The following is a 15,512-nucleotide window of genomic DNA, read 5'->3' as shown; positions in this document are numbered from 1 at the left end:
GTCTGCCTCCTTAAACTTCTCTGGCCCGCAGCAGCCGTCCTCAGCCTTCCTTCGCAGCGAGAGAAGCAGTCAGTATCTGTGCCGGAGCCTCTGTGAGCAGCGGCAGAACAATCTCTACCCGGGTCCCTCCCTCTTCACGTTCACTCAGTGTAACCCCGTAGTCATTTCCGAAATATCCGGCAATCCGCTCTCTCACATTCCGTATGCCATAGCCGCCGGTATGCCGCCTGTGCGTCCGCGCCTCCGGCTGCTTCAGGCCTGCCCCGTTATCATCAATTATAATCTGCAGCGTCTCCTCTACCTTAGTTAAGGAGATCGAGACATGGCCGCTGCGCTGCTTATTGAAGCCGTGTACAATGGAATTCTCCACGAACGGCTGCAGGGTGAGCTTGGGAAGATAAGCCTCCTGAAGCCCCGGTTCCACCTCGATCGTGTACTCCAGGCCGTCGCCCCAGCGGAGCTGCTGGATTTCGAGATAACACTGGATATGCTGCAATTCCTCCGATACCATAATGAAGCTTGCCCCGTTGGATAAGCCGATCCTGAACATCTGGCCCATCAGCTCCAGAATCCGGCTCAGCTCATCCTGTCCGGCCTCAATCGCCATCCAGTTGAGCTGGTCCAGCATATTGTAGAGAAAATGGGGATTGATATTGGCCTGCAAGGCCTCAATCTCCGCTTTGCGCTGCTGCTCGTACCGCCGCTCCAGCGACAGGTACAGCTCCTCGATACGCTCGGTCTGCTTGCGGTAGCCGGAGAATAAATAACCGAATTCATTCTCGTAGTCGCTTGGCAGCTCCTCCTTGTGCCCGCCGACTGAATATATTCTCATAGCGCTTACAAGCTGCTTAATGGGCTTGGAGAATTGCCTGCTCAGATAGTGCGTCAATAGCAGGACCAGCAGAATCGCTCCAATTCCGATCAGCCCGATCCATTCCGCCAGCTCCAGACTGCTTGCCGTAATCTGCTTCCAGGAGGTGAACTCAATCAGCGTCCAGATGGAATTACCCATTCTGGAGTAGACCAGCAGCGTATTGCCGGTATCCTTATCGCCGGGAATGTGGACATAGCCGGATTTGTTGCTCTTGAGGTCGATCCATTTCGACCACTCGCTCTGCTCCAGCGTCTCCCCGATACTCAGAATCTGCTTGCCGGCGCTGTCCGCCATGATCCGGTTCGACCCGGAGGAGTTGCCGGTCAGCAGCGCACGGATTTCCCTGGCTTTAATATGAACGACAAGCACACCGAGATAGTCGTTCTCGTTCATGATTTTCCGGGCGAAGCTAAGCACCGGAATGTCTCCCTGCACACTGGGAATGGAATGTTCTCCCGACCAGGCGAAATCGCTTTTCACCAGATTCCTGGCCCAGGACTGCTTATCCAGATCGCGAATATTCCGGAATTGGATATAGCTCTGGCCGTCGCTCGGCATCGGCTCATCCATATACAGGTCAATCCCCTGAATCAACGGAATGGCATAGGTCAAATTGCCAAGCGCACTCTCAACGCTTACACGCTTGCGGTACCGCTCGAAATCATCCTGCCTGTTCAGCAGAAAGGTCGTCAGCTCGTTGTCCCGGGAGGTGGACAGTGAGATCTGCTCAATCATATCGAGCCGGGTGGTAATCTCATTGTTCAACTCATCCAGCAGCCGCTGCTGATAATGGGAGGTGGTCTGTACAAGAGCCTTGGAGGAGTTGCTGTAGCTGGTCCAAGCCGTTACCGCTATCACCAGAATAATTATAATGGCAAAGCTGTGAAAAAACAGACGGTCGATCCTGTACTTTTTAAAAGGATTGGTCAAGCGATCCCCTTCCTTCGCCTCCGCTTCATACGAAATAAACGGTAAAGCGTCGAATAAGGCTCAGGCGCTTTACCGTTATCGGACGGATGTTTTTTAAAAATATAAGAATTTATCTGTTTCACACGATAACTTATCCTTCTATTTCTCGCTGAAACGGTACCGCCCTTTAAAAGGACGGCAAAGTCGTTTCCACTTGCATCTTATCCCTTTATTCCTGTTGTCGCAATCCCGTCCACGAAATACTTTTGCAGGAAGGTGAACACAAGCGTTGCCGGAACAATAGAGACAAGCGACATGGCCAGAAGCTGGCCCCACTCGGCTGCAGACTGGGAGTCATTAATCATGCGCAGCGCAAGTCCCACCGTGTATTTGTCTACCGTGTTGATGTACAGGAGGTGTCCCAGGAAGTCATCCCAGTTCCACAGGAAGCAGAAGATCGTCACCGTAACGACCGCCGGGAAGGCGAGCGGCATGACCACTCTCCAGAAAATCCCGAACCAGGAGCAGCCGTCGATTTTGGCCGATTCGTCCAGCTCCTTGGGCACGCCGCGGATGAACTGGATCAGCAGGAAGACGAAGAAGCTTCCGCCGGCCCCGCCCGCCAGCAAATGGGGAACGACAAACGGCAAATACGTGTTCACCCAGCCCAGCTGATGGAACAAGGCATACTGGGGAATAATCAGCACCTGGCCCGGCATCATCAGCGTCAGCATCAGAATCGAGAACCAGAATTTCTTCAGCGGAAAATCCAGTCTGGCGAATCCGAAAGCAACCAGTGTAGTAGATAGAAGCGTTGCGATCAGCACCATAATTTCCAGCCAGAAGGTGTTAAGGTAGAAATCAGTGAATGTATGTCCGGGCACCGAGTTCCAGCCTTTGGTGAAGTTCTCCCATTGCGGAACGGACGGGAAGATTCCCGGTGAACTCAGCTCGGTGCTGTCCTTCAGCGAGGCTCCGATCCACCAGACAATCGGATAGACCATGAGGAAGCTGAAGAGAATCATGAACACATGCCGGAGTGCAGGCTTCCAATTCAAAGTTGTCATTTGCGTTTTTTCCCTCCAGTGTCAGTCTCATAGAATACCCAGTACTTCGAGGTGTAAGAGATCAGAAGTGTTGCGGCCACAATGGCGACCAGCATAATCCAGGCCAATGCAGAAGCGTAGCCCAGCTCGTACCGGCTGAAGGCCCGTTCGTACAAATACATGGCATATACATATGTAGCGTTCATCGGTCCGCCATTCGTAATCACGAAGGCCGAGGTGAACATTTGGAAGGCGTTGATCACGGCCATAATCAGGTTGAAGTAGAGAATCGGCGACAGCATAGGCAGTGTAATGCGGAAGAATTGAATGAACCTGTTCGCCCCGTCTACCGAGGAAGCTTCATACAAGTCATTGGGAATCTGCTTCAGCCCTGCCAGGAAGATAACCATGGTGGAGCCGAATTGCCAGACCGTGAGCAGAATCAGTGTGCTAAGCGCGGTGTCCGGGTTGGTAATCCAGCTTTTCCCTTCGATGCCGAAGACGGCAATCAGCTTGTTAAAAATCCCGTCTACCCCGAAGATGTTACGCCAGAGCAGCGATACCCCGATACTGCCTCCGATTAGAGAAGGGAAATAGATCGCTGTGCGGTAGACGCTGATCCCTCTGACCGCTCTGCTGAGTACCATGGCCACGAGCAGGGCCGCAATCAGCTTAAGGGGCACGGAGGCCAGCACATACATGACTGTGACTTTGGCGGATTGAATGAATTTGGGGTCTGCGGTGAAAATCCGTTCGTAATTGCGGGACCCGATCCATTTCATCGGCTGCATCAGGGTGTAGTCGGTAAACGAATAATACAGGGATAAGAACAACGGATACGCCGTCAGTACCAGGAACCCGATCAGCCAGGGCGAAATAAACAAATAGCCTGCAAGCGGAGCGTTCCACCGGCTTTTGAAATAGGAGCTTTTTTTCGGCGCTGGCGAGGCTTGGGCTAAAGTGGTTGTGGAGCGGTTCATCTGTGGTCACCTCTTGTGGTCAATTTGTATAGCTTAAGTATAGTATTGGCCCGCACTTTGGCTAAAGGAGGGCAATGCTCGAATTCTTTCAAAATATAACGATTAATTCGTACATTCTTATCTTTTAAAAAGATAAAGCCCGGAACATTGCTGTCCCGGGCTTACAGTTCATACCTTATTTCTCGTAGGATAGCGAGGCTTCCTTCAGCTGCTTGAACGCCTCTTCCGGTGTGGATTTACCGAAGCTGAGCTGGTCACGGACCAGTACCCAGTCTTTATCCACGAAGTTCGTCCAGCCGCCGGCTCCGGCCGACCAGGTCTGGCCATCCGGCTCCGTAGCACGGAGCAGAGCCAAGCCTACCTTATCCAGATCGCTCATATTAGCTTCCAGCAGAGCGGCGTTATCCTTATTGGCCGGGAGGCCGCGGAAGGTCTTGGTGATTTGGGCAGCCTCAGCATCATTCACGAACCAGTTGATGAATTTCTTGGCTTCTTCAGCATGCTTGGAGTTCTTGGAGACCGCCATGTACATCGACGGCTTCAGCCAGCCTCCGGCCTCTTCGGCACGCGGCATGGTTACAAGTGCGTAGGCTCCCGGCTTAATGCTGTCCCAGGTTCCCAGATTGTTGGAGAAGCTGTAACGGAACAGCACCTTGCCTGCTGCGAGCAGATCCATTTGCGGATCATTCTCCTTATCGGAGGCATTCACATCCGCCGGAGGAACAAGCCCTTCCTTGCGGAGCTCTTCGAACTTGCGGGTCCAGTCCAGATAAGTGGCTTCATCCACGTTGAAGTGACCGTCATCTGTGATAACCTGCCCTTTGCCTCTGGCATACTGATACGCCGAGTACATGAAATAGTTACCTGCATAGTCGAGGGTGAAATACTGTCCCTTCGGCAGCTTGGACTTGGATTCCTTCGCCAGGGCGAAGAACTCATCCCAGGTCCAGCCGTTAGCCGGATTCGCAATGCCCAGCTTATCCATAGCGGCTTTATCATATACCATACCGAAGGCCACCGAGCCGAGCGGAACGGCATACTGCTTGCCGTCCAATTGGCCGCCTGACAGCAGCTTCGCGTCGAATTTGCTTACATCCACCTCAGGAGCCAGGTCGGCCAGCTGCTGGCGGGCCATCCAGTCCGGCATCCAGCCCGGGTCAAGCTGAACAACATCAGGTGCGTTGTTGGCCGCAGCCTGCGTGGATAATTTGTCCAGATAACCGTCCATACCGGAATACTCCGGCTCGAAGGTTACGTTCGGATTATTCTTCGTGTACAATTCCAGGGCCGCCAGGGTAGCTTCGTGACGCGGCTGGGAGCCCCACCACATAATCCGCAGCTTGACCGGCTCATTGGTGCTTGGTGCATCAGTTGCAGCAGCCGTCGCAGCAGCATTGGTGCTGGCAGGTGCTTCTGTAGCCCCTCCTGCATTGTTTACTTTATTCCCTCCGCCGCCGCAGGCAGCCAGTGTACCTAATATCGCTGTCATCGCCAGGACCGAAAGAGAACGCTTCCATTTCAACATCTTTAACCCTCCTGTATACATCTGTATTCTCTTGCTACATTGCTATAGTAACAATATGGAATTGAAGTTCATAGGAGAGCAATGCACGAATTCTTATAAAATCTTACGAATATGCCATCCTGCAGATCGGCAAAAAACGTTCAAAGGCTGCTCCGCTATCCTAAGATAGCGAAACAGCCCTGAGTGTCAACTCTGCGTTACTTATTTCATCATACTGGCGGCAATACCGATAAGCTCGTCTTTCGTTAGCTCCGTATTCTCCTGGCCGGCGATCACAGAATAGATAACCTTTGCACCCGGATCAGACCAAACTAACTCGTACTTAAATCCCAAGTCAAGCTCCTTGTTGTCCGTGTCATCCGAAAAAATAGCTTGTCTGCCTTTGATCTCTATATTCTCCATCTTTGTATGTTCACTCCACGAGAGCGGATCTGCCGGGTTTTGGTTGTCATCCACACGCGAGACACCGATTCTCACCTGAACCTCCCCCTTCTTGTATACCAGTGAGGAATACGGGTAGTCAATGTTCTCCGCCTTCTCCACTCTCCAGGCTAACCGGAAGTTGTCTCCCAGGTCTCTCTCGTTTCCGCCTTTAAGCTCCTGCACCTCCGGAACTTTTAACAAAGAAGGCTTAATGATTGCCTCGTCCAGGGCATACCCTTCCGGCAGATACGCCGGCTGCTCCAGGACCGGAGCGTTGTGCTCCTCTACACTGGTCTTATAGGCGGTATAGTCCTTGAACGTGAGGGGCGGGCGATACATGTTCATACTCCCCTCTCCCTCGTCACCTTCACGTGTAATTAAATAGGTGGCATACTCTCCGGGAAGCAGCAGCTCCTTCATGAGTGCTGCCCCCTTTGAATATTTCTGGTTATAGAGAATACTCAGCTTCTGGTTGGCTTCATGCTCAATACCCGGCTCTGCGTTGGGAATATAAGGCTTCAAGGGTTGTTTCGCCTTCTCAATCAGCGTTCCGCCGGAAGCCGTCGCCGGAATCGGCTGATACGGAAGCACCTTATACTGGGCTCCGGCCCCTTGCCGGACTTCACCCGAACTCTGGGCTTCAGCTCCTTGCTGGAGTTTACCGGAGAATTGGGTATAGACGCCTCCCAGCAAGACCAGTGCCAGGACCGCCGCCGCCCAGCCCTTCACCGGAATCCGCTTCTGTCTCCGCCCGGTTCTTGTTTCCATTCTGCGCATTACTTTTGGTGCCTCTCCGCTTGGCGGAAGGGTCTGAAGCAGGGTCTCGTCTTCTTCAGCAGTCAATGCCCCCTCAAGCCCGAGCGCCTTCATTACTGGTTCATGAACATCAACGGTGTTCCAATGTGCTGAACGGTCTCCCTCCTTCAGAAACTGCTCCTCTGGAGTTAATTCACGCTTGCCCATAATTGTTTCTCCTTTCTCTCAATCGCTTTTTTAAGTTTTTCCCTGGTCCGTTCATATCTTTTGCGTACGGTAGCCGTACTCACACCCAGAATTTCACTGATTTCCGCAAATGATTTATCTTCATAAATCCGTAGGATCAATAAATTCCGGTCCTCCACATCCAGCTTCCCCAGAGCAGCCGAGACCGGCTCGCTGAACAGGCGGTTCTGGGCTATTTGCTCTGCGCTTTTCTCCGTAACCTCCTGCCGGAGCAGCTTCCGCACCTGCTGCTGGAATTTCTGCCGCCGCAGCAGGTTCAGGCAGTGATGATAAGCAATTTTGTAGAGCCATGAGGTGAAATCTGCCTGAGGCTTGTACTGCCCGATATTCTGGTAGGCCTTGATCAGGATGTCCTGTACCGCATCTTCCGCATCTTCCTTGTTATTCAGCAAGCGGTAACAATAGAGGTAAATCCGTTGCTGGTACAGCCTGATCACATCCGAGTACAGGCCTCCTTCCCCGTCTTGTATCCTTCTAATTTTCTCTTCGATAGGGTCCACGATAATCTCCTTTCTGCAAATCATATAGATATAACACATGAGCCGTATGTAATGTGACAATTATCTTTTCCCGGCTCCACAGCAAAAAAAAAGACCCACAGATGAATTCTGTTGATCTCTCCGTTGCAGAACCTATGAACCTATGGCTTCCTAGAACCGTCTGTCTGTCTACTCTACTCCAGCTCGACCGTCTGATTCAGATTCAGCTTGTCAGTGTCCTGGCCGGTCATCCGTTTGAACATGTATACTGCCTTCTCGGCCAGGTTACCGCTCTTCCAGTATTCAGCCGCTTCGGCATGGACTTTAATCAGAATGACATTCGGGTCATCATAGCTTGTCTTCAGGAACGCCTCGTACCCTGCACTCCAAAACTCTTTTTTCTTACTTACATCGGTTACAATCTCAGCCGTTCCACGGATGGAGACATAGGACTTGTCGGCATACACGACATTGACACGCGGGTCATACAGTATCTCCCCGAACTTGCTCGTATCCTTCTTGGTCAGGAACCACAAGTCTCCGTCGAATTCAACCTCCTGCGTCTTCATAGGCCGGGAGACCAGCCCTTCCTCCGAAATCGTGGTAAGCATAGCCATATCAATACCCTTGATCAGCTTGCGGACCGTCTCAACGGCTTCCTCGTGACTATGGTGTGTAGTTGACATCTTAACCGCCTCTTTTCTTCCGGGATAGGGAATAGGTTATCCAAATGCATAGCATTTATTAACCAGAAACGGCGAAGCATTACCGGATGCCGGTGAAAACCGGGAAATCAGCAGCGTACATGTTTGCGTTTGAAGCCGGTCCGTCCTTTGCCGACAGCCTTCATAATATTATCGTAAGCGCTGATGAGCTTGCTCTTCGGCTTGTCCTTGTCCACCTCGACCGGACCCACCCGCTCCGCCGTCTCACATGCCAGATCATGCAGCGGTAAATAGGACACGGCTACGGTATACATAAAATTGTTCATAGAGTACCGGGTACGCTCCGGGGAGTCATGAATGGTCTTACCCACAAGCTCCAGCATCCCGGCCAGCTTGTCGCGCTGGAACTCCTGATCGGGGCGGCTTCCCAGCAGCCAGCAGTAACAGCTCCAGCCTGCCGACATCCGGAGATCCTCTCCGCTCCTGATCCACTCATCCGCCACCTGCTGGGCAATATCTGCTTCAGCCAAGGTTACAGCCACCACGAAATCAGACAGCATATAGAAATAAGCCCCGTCCATCCAGCGGTTGTAATCCGCTTCTGTCATCCCGTTCGGGTCGGCAATGATCCCGGCAAAATACATCGCATCATAATTACCTGTAGCATACAGCTCCTCAGCCAGCGCCTGATCGATCTTGGTTTGCTTGAAGATCGGCTTCATTGCACCGGTAGCCACACCAAAGAGCGGCTCCCGTGCGCCGTTTGCGGTATACATCCTCTTGGTCCGTTCCTTGCCAAGCGCTTCAAGCTCCTGCATCACTTGTTCTGCATCCACGGGCAATCCTCCTTATAATCAAGTCTTCTCATGAAAAGTCGGACTTCCCTCTACCTCTCATCCTCCGCCGGAATATCCGGCAGCAGCGGACGGCCCTCAGGGTAGGCATTTTGATTCAGCTGGTCGCCAATCCACGCTTTGCCGTCCTCGCCGGTTTCTTTTTTCCAGATGGGGACGATTTGCTTGATCCGCTCAATCACATATTCATTCGCTTCATAGGCCGCCTTACGGTGGGGCGAGGAGACTGCGATGACCACGGCAATATCGGTAATCTCCAGCCTGCCGATCCGGTGGGTGACTGCAACCTTCGTATCCGGCCAGCGCTCCAGCACTTCCTGCCCGATGCGCTTCAGCTGCGTTACAGCCATGGACGGGTATGCTTCATATTCAAGATACAAGGTTTTCTTCCCTTGTGTGAACTCACGCACCGTCCCAATGAATAAGGTAATCGCCCCGGCTTCTCTGCGCAGAACTTTATCGGATACCTCAGCGGGTATAATCGCGGACTCTGTAATTTCAAATAACGAATGGCCCATTCGCTCACTTCCCTTCGATAGATGCAGCAGCTGTTCATATTGCTCGGGTGTATCTATATCTGCTGCGAAATCTTCCTCTAATCCCGCGCTGGCCAGCTCGTCCCGTTCCACCCCTAGCCAGTGCAGTGATTCTAACAAACCGCCCAGACGGTACTCACGGTTCGCAAGTCTTGCTGTAATGTCCGGCAAGAGCCGGTGCGGCCGGTATACGCCATGCAGCATCTGATGCTTGCCGCCAATCACCGGCAGAACTGCATCATAACCGCCTGCTTCCAGCCGGGTAAGCATCCATGCGGCGGCCGGAGCTGATATATCGGGGCTGTCACAGCTTACCACCCAGGCATAGTCCGTCTCCACGCGGGCAAAAGCGGCATGAAACCCGCTCAGCGGCCCATGCCCGGCATAGACATCCGGTATATATAGAACATCCGATGGAAGACGTTCCAGATACGGGGCAGGATCGTTCGTCACCACAATCACGCTGGAGCACAAGGTCTGCAGTTCCCTCACCTGCCGGACAATGAACGCTTCCCCGTGATAGGTCAGGAGGGCTTTATTGCGGCCCTGCATGCGGGAGTTCTGTCCGCCCGCCAGTATAATACCTGTCAGCACCATGGGTACCTCCTATAGCAGAATTTAGGACTGAAGCAGTGACAGCGCCAGTGCGATAACCGCCTGATCCGCAAGCGCCTGATCCCGCCAAGGCAATACCGGCGGACTATCCGGGCTAATCCGGGAAGCAAACGCTGCACTCTGTAGTTCCGTAGCCTCTTCCCAGCTTAACCACAGGCGTATGTTCGTCGCTTCCTTTTGCAGCGTTATCTGGTCCTCAGTGCGGCGAATGAGGGCGATCTTGGGATAATCTGCAGATTTGAACCCCTCGGCAATTACCATATCTACTCTGCCGCGCAGCGACTCGGCGATTTCCCTCAATGAAGCCGCAGATCTGCGCATGACCCTTGTTGCCTCCGGCGAGGTCAATACCGTCTCCACTGCACCATGCAGAAGATGCTTGCTGCTATCCGTTCCCGGATCATCCAGCTGGAAGAGGTGGGCATCATGCTTGGCAGAGCCAACCCGTAATCCTTGCGCAGACAAGGCCTCGATTAACCGGCAGGCGAGGGTTGTTTTGCCGCTGTTCTTGTATCCGACGATTTGCAGTACAGGAACTGGACGCTGTACCGCCGCATGCTGAGATTCCATAGTCACGGTGTCTGCTCCTCTGCTTGAAGATCTATTTTCGATTATACACTATTCCGGCCGCTCCCCATTCTCCGCCTAATCACCTGACTGGTCGCCACTGTGCTTCAAATCACCAGCCTTCCCCGCCGGATACAAGTATAGTTAAAGAGTCTGGCAGCTTACATGTCATGATATATCCGTGAAGGAGGTCTATTGCTGCATGAAAAAATACATCCCCAACCAGCACGGCGCCTGGGCAATGCTCGTTCTCCCTTTTCTGCTGGGCGTCGCCGCTTCCAGGGGGCAGTTCATACATATTCCGCTGTTTGTCTGCTGGCTGCTGATCTATCTGTTCAGCTTCCCGCTCTTGCAGGGGGTGAAGACCCGGAAGTTCGCACGTTATGCCCAGCCGCTAAGATTATATGGGCTTCTGCTGCTTCCGTTCGCCCTCTATCTGGTGATTATCCAGCCCGTGCTGCTAGGGTTCGTTCTGCTGCTCTTGCCGTTATTCGCCATTAACCTCTATTATGCCCGGATCAAGAATGAACGCGCCTTGCTTAATGACATCTCCGCTATTGTGGCATTCTGCCTGGTGATTTATCCGGTCTACTATGTGGGGCAGGGGGAGAACTGGAGGGCCGTGAATGAGCTGTTCGTGCTGGCGGTGTTATACTTCACAGGAACTGCCTTCTATGTCAAAACCGTCATCCGTGAGCGGAACAATATCCGCTTCTATTACGGCTCCGTGGCCTATCATCTGCTGTTCGCGGCAGCCGGTCTGTACCTGTTCCCTTCACTGCTGGTCCCGCTGCTGGTTCTGCTGCTGCGGGCAGCCATTCTGCCGAGGACAGGCATCAGCGCCAAGCACACCGGCATCATCGAGATCGGCTTCTCCGTCATGTTATATGTGTCTGTGCTGTTGCTGTATTTCTAGGAGCACCACCATACTTATTTGGACAAAAACCAGGAAGCTCCTTCGCCAATCCGCGCGAGAGGAGCTTCCTTCGGGTCTGCCTGCCTATTCTACGATCATATCCTGATTGCTTGAGCCCGGCGGCACAATGGGATAGACATTATCCTCCTCGGTGATATCGAATTCCATCACGACCAGGCCCTCCGTATGCAGAGCCTGTTCAATAATCTGCTCCGCTTCAGCCAGCGTTCGTGCCCGGAACCCGTGAGCGCCGAAGGACTTGGCCAAGGCAACGAAATCCGGCGAGCTGATCCGCACCGAGGAATAACGCCGGCCCAGAAATAGCTGCTGCCATTGCCGTACCATCCCCAGATACCCGTTCTTGAAGATTGCCACCTTCACATTCAGGCCGTGATCCACGGCGGTCATAATCTCCTGCATATTCATCTGGAAGCTTCCGTCCCCTGTAATACACACCACATCGCGGTCAGGAAAAGCAACGGCCGCCCCAATCGCAGCAGGCAGGCCGTACCCCATCGTCCCCAGCCCGCCGGAGGTCAGGAAGGAGCGGGCTTCCGAGAATTCATAATGCGTCGCCGTCCAGATCTGATGCTGGCCGACATCGGTGGCAATCACCGCATCGCCTGCGGTAGCCTTTTGGAGGGTGCGGATGACTTCCTGCGGGGTCAGCTTAGCGTCTTGTTCGCGGCCCGGCTTCGGCTTGCGCTGACGCCAGACCGTAATCTGCTCCTCCCAGAGCGGATGCTCCGCTGTATGTACTTGTTCCAGTATTCCTCTGAGCATCTGCTCACAAGAGCCGTTTACCGCAAGCTCTACGGGGATGTTCTTGTTCAGCTCTGAGGCATCCAGATCCACTTGTATTTTATACGATCCCGGCGAGAACGCCTTCCGCTTGCCCGTTACCCGGTCGCTGAACCGCACCCCGAGACATAACACGACATCGGCGCCTTGCAGCGCACGGTTGGCCGCCACCGTTCCATGCATCCCGACCATTCCCAAGTGCAGGGGATGCCCGGAAGGGAAAGCCCCGATCCCCATCAGCGTACTAGCCACAGGGAAGTGATGCCGCTCCGCGAATTCCCGTAATAAGGCAGGGGTCTCTCCATCCATGCAGCCTCCACCAACCAGGACCAGCGGCCGCTCTGCACGGCTCAGCCGCTCTGCTGCAAGCTGAATGTCCGCAGGAGCAATGGACGGATTCGGCTCGTATCCCCGGATCACCGGCTGAGAGACGGGTGCGGCCGCTCCGCTGACAGGAATGAACTCCGCATTCATGACGTTCTTCGGCAGATCGATCAGGACGGGGCCCGGTCTTCCCGTGACCGCCACATGGAACGCTTCGTGGACGACACGGGGAAGCTCGGCAATGTCTCTGACGATATAATTATGCTTCGTGACCGGCATGGTCATCCCGTAGATATCCACTTCCTGAAAGCTGTCCAGACCAATAAGGTCAGTGGCTACCTGTCCGGTAAGCACAATTAACGGCACAGAATCCATGAACGCAGTAGCGATTCCGGTCACCGCATTCGTGGCTCCGGGGCCGCTGGTCACCAGCGCTACCCCCGGACGCCCCGTAACTCTGGCGTATCCGTCTGCGGCATGAACCGCTGCCTGCTCATGACGGACCAACACATGCTGAATCCGGTCATTATCATAGAGCGCATCATATAGAGGCAATACGGCACCGCCGGGGTAGCCAAACAGGGTCTCCACCTTTTTGTCAATCAGCATCTCAATCAGCAGTTCTGCTCCGTTCATAGCTACACTTCGCCCCTTGTCATACGAATTATCCTCCAATATAGGACATGCCAATCTTGGCCTTGCTTCTGCGGGTCTCTTCCGTCCGCTCATCGGAATAACGGTCGCTGCGCTGCTCCCATACCTGCTTAATTGCTGCCAGCAGCTCCTCATCGCCAGCCCCGCCGCGCAGCATGGCCCTAAGGTCGAAGCCCTTAGAGGCAAACAGGCAGGTATACAGCTTACCGTCAGAAGACAGCCGGGCACGCGAGCAGGTGGAACAGAAGGATTCGGACACGGAAGTGATGAAGCCGATCTGAGCCGGACTGCCAAGATAGCCGTAGCGCTGCGCGACCTCGCCGCTGTAATTCTGCTCAAGAGCTTCCAGTGTATAGACGCTTTGCAGCTGCCGCAGGATTTCTTGCTTGGTGACGACCTTATCATAGCTCCAGCCGTTATCGTTGCCGACATCCATGAACTCGATGAAGCGCAGCGTGATCTTCCGCTTCTTGAAGTAGGCGGCCATAGGAAGAATCTCAGATTCGTTCACGCCCCGCTGGACAACCATATTTACCTTGACCTCGAACCCGGCGGCTGCCGCCTGATCTATAGCATCCAGAATCATTCCCGGCCTGAAGCCGCGTCCGTTCATTCTGCCGAACAGCCCCGGCTCCAGCGCATCCAGGCTGACATTCAGCCTGCGCAGGCCTGCAGCATACAGCGGCGCTGCCTGTCCGCCCAGCAGAACTCCGTTCGTCGTCAGTCCCATATCCTCTACACCGCGAATGGCGGAGATCTTGGTAACCAGCTCCGGCAGATGGCGGCGCATCAGCGGCTCGCCCCCGGTCAGGCGGATCTTGCTGACGCCAAGCGAGACGAACAGCCCCGCCAGCCGGCTGATCTCTTCGAAGGTGAGCAGCTCACCGGATGGAAGAAAGGCATAATCGTCACCGAATATCTCCTTCGGCATGCAGTAGGAGCAGCGGAAATTACACCGGTCCGTGACCGAAATCCGCAAATCGTGGATAGGCCGCCGCAGCTGATCCTGCAGTGGATGATAATTCATGTGCGTCTATCTCCCTTCCCGTACACTTAGCCTTACAGCACCCAATCATTCATGCCCTCTTCAACCCCGAGCAGCAGGACATCCACCTGATCTCCTGCGGCGAAGCCTCTTGTTCCGCCCGGCAGCACAATCAGGGAATTGCCGCGTGCGATGGACGAGACAGCATTCGATTTGTTGAAGCCGGCAGGCCGTACCGTAGTGCCGTCATATACCGCCCGGATGAACCGGGTGAACGGGTTCGCCTTGGCGAAATCCTCCGCCAGCACGGCTGTCGTACGCGGCAGATACAAATGGTCCGCCCCCATCATCTTAAGCAGGGCAGGTCTTACGAACAGCTCGAAGCCGGTGAAGCAAGCCGACGGATTGCCGGACAGTCCAAACAGGAATTGGTCCCCGGCCACTGCCACTGTAGTCACACTGCCTGGACGCATCGCTACCTTGTTGAACAACACATCGGCTCCAAGGCGCTTGTATATATCCGGCAGGTAGTCAAAATCGCCCACTGACACTCCGCCCGTCGTGATCAGACAGTCGGTCTCAGCAAGCGCCTGGCGGACGGTCTGCAGGCATACTTCCAGTCGGTCTGCTGCCGTATCATAGATCCGGTACGGAATGCCCATCCGGGCGAGCTGGGCGGCAATCATCGGCCCGTTGCTGTTACGGATTTTGCCGGGAGCGAGCGGTTCTGTCACAGCCAGCAGCTCGGTGCCCGTGGATAGAATCCCCACCACCGGCCGCTTCCCTGCCTTAACCTCCCCGTAGCCGAAGGTAGCAAGCAGCGCCACAACCCCGGGATGAATGAAGCTGCCTGCCGGAATGACAGTCTCACCCGCCTGCATATCCTCCCCTTGCAGGGACAGATTCTCCTGCGGCGCAAACGCTTTGCGGATCGTAAACGTCTGCCCCGCGGAGACTGCTTGTTCAAACATGACTACCGCATCTGCCCCGGCAGGCAGTGCTGCCCCCGTCATCAGCCGTACCGCTTCGCCAGGGCCGATCACAGCCTGCGAGACTTCCCCTGCCCCAATATGATCCACCACAGTGAAGCTGACCCGGTTACTGCCGGAAGCACCGGCCGAATCCCTTGAAGCGATGGCATAGCCGTCATACGGGGAACGGGTGAAATGCGGTACATCATGGGTAGCGGTGAGCGGCCCGGCCAGAATACGTCCATAGCTTGCATGAAGCGGAACAGTCTCCGTCCCTGTGCGGCATACTCTTCCGGTTACCCGCTGTACAGCTTCCGCTACAGTAACCGGGGTTCTGGTCTTCTCCACCTTCATCTGCTCCTCACCGGGTGCCGGACTGAGCATCC

At 54.4% G+C, this 15,512-nt stretch carries 14 protein-coding genes and 1 pseudogene; 1 reads left to right on the top strand and 14 read right to left on the bottom strand.

Annotated elements, in window-relative coordinates:
• Nucleotides 1-40: 40 nt before the first annotated feature.
• The 11 genes and pseudogenes from J2Z70_RS16835 to mobB all read right to left on the bottom strand — a co-directional run bounded on the left by J2Z70_RS16835 (nt 41) and on the right by mobB (nt 10,478).
• A complete protein-coding gene (locus J2Z70_RS16835; protein WP_209875121.1) occupies nt 41-1,804 on the bottom strand; it encodes a sensor histidine kinase in 1,764 nt (587 codons plus the stop codon).
• 200 nt (nt 1,805-2,004) lie between these two features.
• A complete protein-coding gene (locus tag J2Z70_RS16830) occupies nt 2,005-2,850 on the bottom strand; it encodes a carbohydrate ABC transporter permease (protein WP_209875118.1) in 846 nt (281 codons plus the stop codon).
• Nucleotides 2,847-3,809 carry a carbohydrate ABC transporter permease gene (locus tag J2Z70_RS16825; protein ID WP_036725828.1) on the bottom strand — a complete coding sequence of 321 codons (963 nt, stop codon included), beginning with the start codon at nt 3,807-3,809 and terminating at the stop codon, nt 2,847-2,849. The genes J2Z70_RS16830 and J2Z70_RS16825 overlap by 4 nt, the downstream gene beginning before the upstream one ends.
• 175 nt (nt 3,810-3,984) lie before the next feature.
• Nucleotides 3,985-5,334: an ABC transporter substrate-binding protein gene (locus J2Z70_RS16820; RefSeq protein ID WP_036725829.1), complete on the bottom strand. Its 1,350-nt coding sequence runs from the start codon at nt 5,332-5,334 to the stop codon at nt 3,985-3,987.
• Between the two features lie 201 nt (nt 5,335-5,535).
• The gene (locus J2Z70_RS16815) at nt 5,536-6,720 is read right to left on the bottom strand and encodes a hypothetical protein (RefSeq protein ID WP_209875116.1); all 1,185 of its coding nucleotides are present in this window, start codon (nt 6,718-6,720) and stop codon (nt 5,536-5,538) included.
• A complete protein-coding gene (locus J2Z70_RS16810) occupies nt 6,702-7,259 on the bottom strand; it encodes an RNA polymerase sigma factor (RefSeq protein WP_235191889.1) in 558 nt (185 codons plus the stop codon). Before J2Z70_RS16810 ends, J2Z70_RS16815 begins: the two co-directional genes overlap by 19 nt.
• Before the next feature lie 173 nt (nt 7,260-7,432).
• Nucleotides 7,433-7,924 carry a pyridoxamine 5'-phosphate oxidase family protein gene (locus tag J2Z70_RS16805; RefSeq protein ID WP_036725832.1) on the bottom strand — a complete coding sequence of 164 codons (492 nt, stop codon included), beginning with the start codon at nt 7,922-7,924 and terminating at the stop codon, nt 7,433-7,435.
• A gap of 107 nt (nt 7,925-8,031) precedes the next feature.
• Nucleotides 8,032-8,739 (bottom strand): DNA alkylation repair protein, encoded by a 708-nt coding sequence (locus J2Z70_RS16800; RefSeq protein ID WP_209875110.1) that lies wholly within the window; start codon nt 8,737-8,739, stop codon nt 8,032-8,034.
• A gap of 50 nt (nt 8,740-8,789) precedes the next feature.
• On the bottom strand, nt 8,790-9,275 hold the full coding sequence (locus tag J2Z70_RS33315) for a molybdenum cofactor biosynthesis protein MoaE (RefSeq protein ID WP_245368307.1): 486 nt from the start codon (nt 9,273-9,275) through the stop codon (nt 8,790-8,792).
• A gap of 168 nt (nt 9,276-9,443) precedes the next feature.
• Nucleotides 9,444-9,890 (bottom strand): annotated as a pseudogene (gene mobA / locus J2Z70_RS33310) (molybdenum cofactor guanylyltransferase); the annotation flags it as partial.
• A gap of 21 nt (nt 9,891-9,911) precedes the next feature.
• On the bottom strand, nt 9,912-10,478 hold the full coding sequence (gene mobB, locus J2Z70_RS16790) for a molybdopterin-guanine dinucleotide biosynthesis protein B (RefSeq protein ID WP_245368306.1): 567 nt from the start codon (nt 10,476-10,478) through the stop codon (nt 9,912-9,914).
• Nucleotides 10,479-10,677: 199 nt separating this feature from the next.
• Between mobB and J2Z70_RS16785 the strand changes: the two genes are divergently transcribed.
• Nucleotides 10,678-11,391, top strand: coding sequence for a YwiC-like family protein (locus J2Z70_RS16785; RefSeq protein WP_209875101.1), 714 nt, complete (start codon nt 10,678-10,680; stop codon nt 11,389-11,391).
• An 84-nt stretch (nt 11,392-11,475) separates the two neighbouring features.
• Here J2Z70_RS16785 and ilvB read toward each other — a convergent pair whose 3' ends face one another.
• The 3 genes from ilvB to J2Z70_RS16770 are packed head-to-tail and all read right to left on the bottom strand — an operon-like array spanning nt 11,476 to nt 15,480.
• On the bottom strand, nt 11,476-13,152 hold the full coding sequence (ilvB, locus tag J2Z70_RS16780; protein WP_209875097.1) for a biosynthetic-type acetolactate synthase large subunit: 1,677 nt from the start codon (nt 13,150-13,152) through the stop codon (nt 11,476-11,478).
• Between the two features lie 28 nt (nt 13,153-13,180).
• Nucleotides 13,181-14,197, bottom strand: a complete 1,017-nt coding sequence (gene moaA / locus J2Z70_RS16775; protein WP_209875094.1) for a GTP 3',8-cyclase MoaA — start codon at nt 14,195-14,197, stop codon at nt 13,181-13,183.
• Nucleotides 14,198-14,229: 32 nt separating this feature from the next.
• On the bottom strand, nt 14,230-15,480 hold the full coding sequence (locus J2Z70_RS16770) for a molybdopterin molybdotransferase MoeA (RefSeq protein ID WP_209875223.1): 1,251 nt from the start codon (nt 15,478-15,480) through the stop codon (nt 14,230-14,232).
• Nucleotides 15,481-15,512 lie beyond the last annotated feature (32 nt).

Source organism: Paenibacillus silagei, from assembly GCF_017874735.1.
In the GTDB taxonomy this organism is placed as follows: Bacteria; Bacillota; Bacilli; order Paenibacillales; family Paenibacillaceae; genus Paenibacillus_AQ; species Paenibacillus_AQ silagei.
The sequence above is the reverse complement of the archived record's forward strand: the minus strand, read 5'-3'. Positions and strand labels throughout refer to the sequence as shown.

What these genes read in the sequence shown, in the direction of transcription:
- J2Z70_RS16785 (WP_209875101.1), top strand. Translation starts at nt 10,678, where the DNA reads ATGAAAAAATACATCCCCAACCAGCACGGCGCCTGGGCAATGCTCGTT.
- ilvB (WP_209875097.1), bottom strand. Translation starts at nt 13,152, where the DNA reads ATGAACGGAGCAGAACTGCTGATTGAGATGCTGATTGACAAAAAGGTG.
- J2Z70_RS16820 (WP_036725829.1), bottom strand. Translation starts at nt 5,334, where the DNA reads ATGTTGAAATGGAAGCGTTCTCTTTCGGTCCTGGCGATGACAGCGATA.
- mobB (WP_245368306.1), bottom strand. Translation starts at nt 10,478, where the DNA reads ATGGAATCTCAGCATGCGGCGGTACAGCGTCCAGTTCCTGTACTGCAA.
- J2Z70_RS16830 (WP_209875118.1), bottom strand. Translation starts at nt 2,850, where the DNA reads ATGACAACTTTGAATTGGAAGCCTGCACTCCGGCATGTGTTCATGATT.
- J2Z70_RS16825 (WP_036725828.1), bottom strand. Translation starts at nt 3,809, where the DNA reads ATGAACCGCTCCACAACCACTTTAGCCCAAGCCTCGCCAGCGCCGAAA.
- J2Z70_RS33315 (WP_245368307.1), bottom strand. Translation starts at nt 9,275, where the DNA reads ATGGGCCATTCGTTATTTGAAATTACAGAGTCCGCGATTATACCCGCT.
- J2Z70_RS16770 (WP_209875223.1), bottom strand. Translation starts at nt 15,480, where the DNA reads ATGAAGGTGGAGAAGACCAGAACCCCGGTTACTGTAGCGGAAGCTGTA.
- moaA (WP_209875094.1), bottom strand. Translation starts at nt 14,197, where the DNA reads ATGAATTATCATCCACTGCAGGATCAGCTGCGGCGGCCTATCCACGAT.
- J2Z70_RS16805 (WP_036725832.1), bottom strand. Translation starts at nt 7,924, where the DNA reads ATGTCAACTACACACCATAGTCACGAGGAAGCCGTTGAGACGGTCCGC.
- J2Z70_RS16815 (WP_209875116.1), bottom strand. Translation starts at nt 6,720, where the DNA reads ATGGGCAAGCGTGAATTAACTCCAGAGGAGCAGTTTCTGAAGGAGGGA.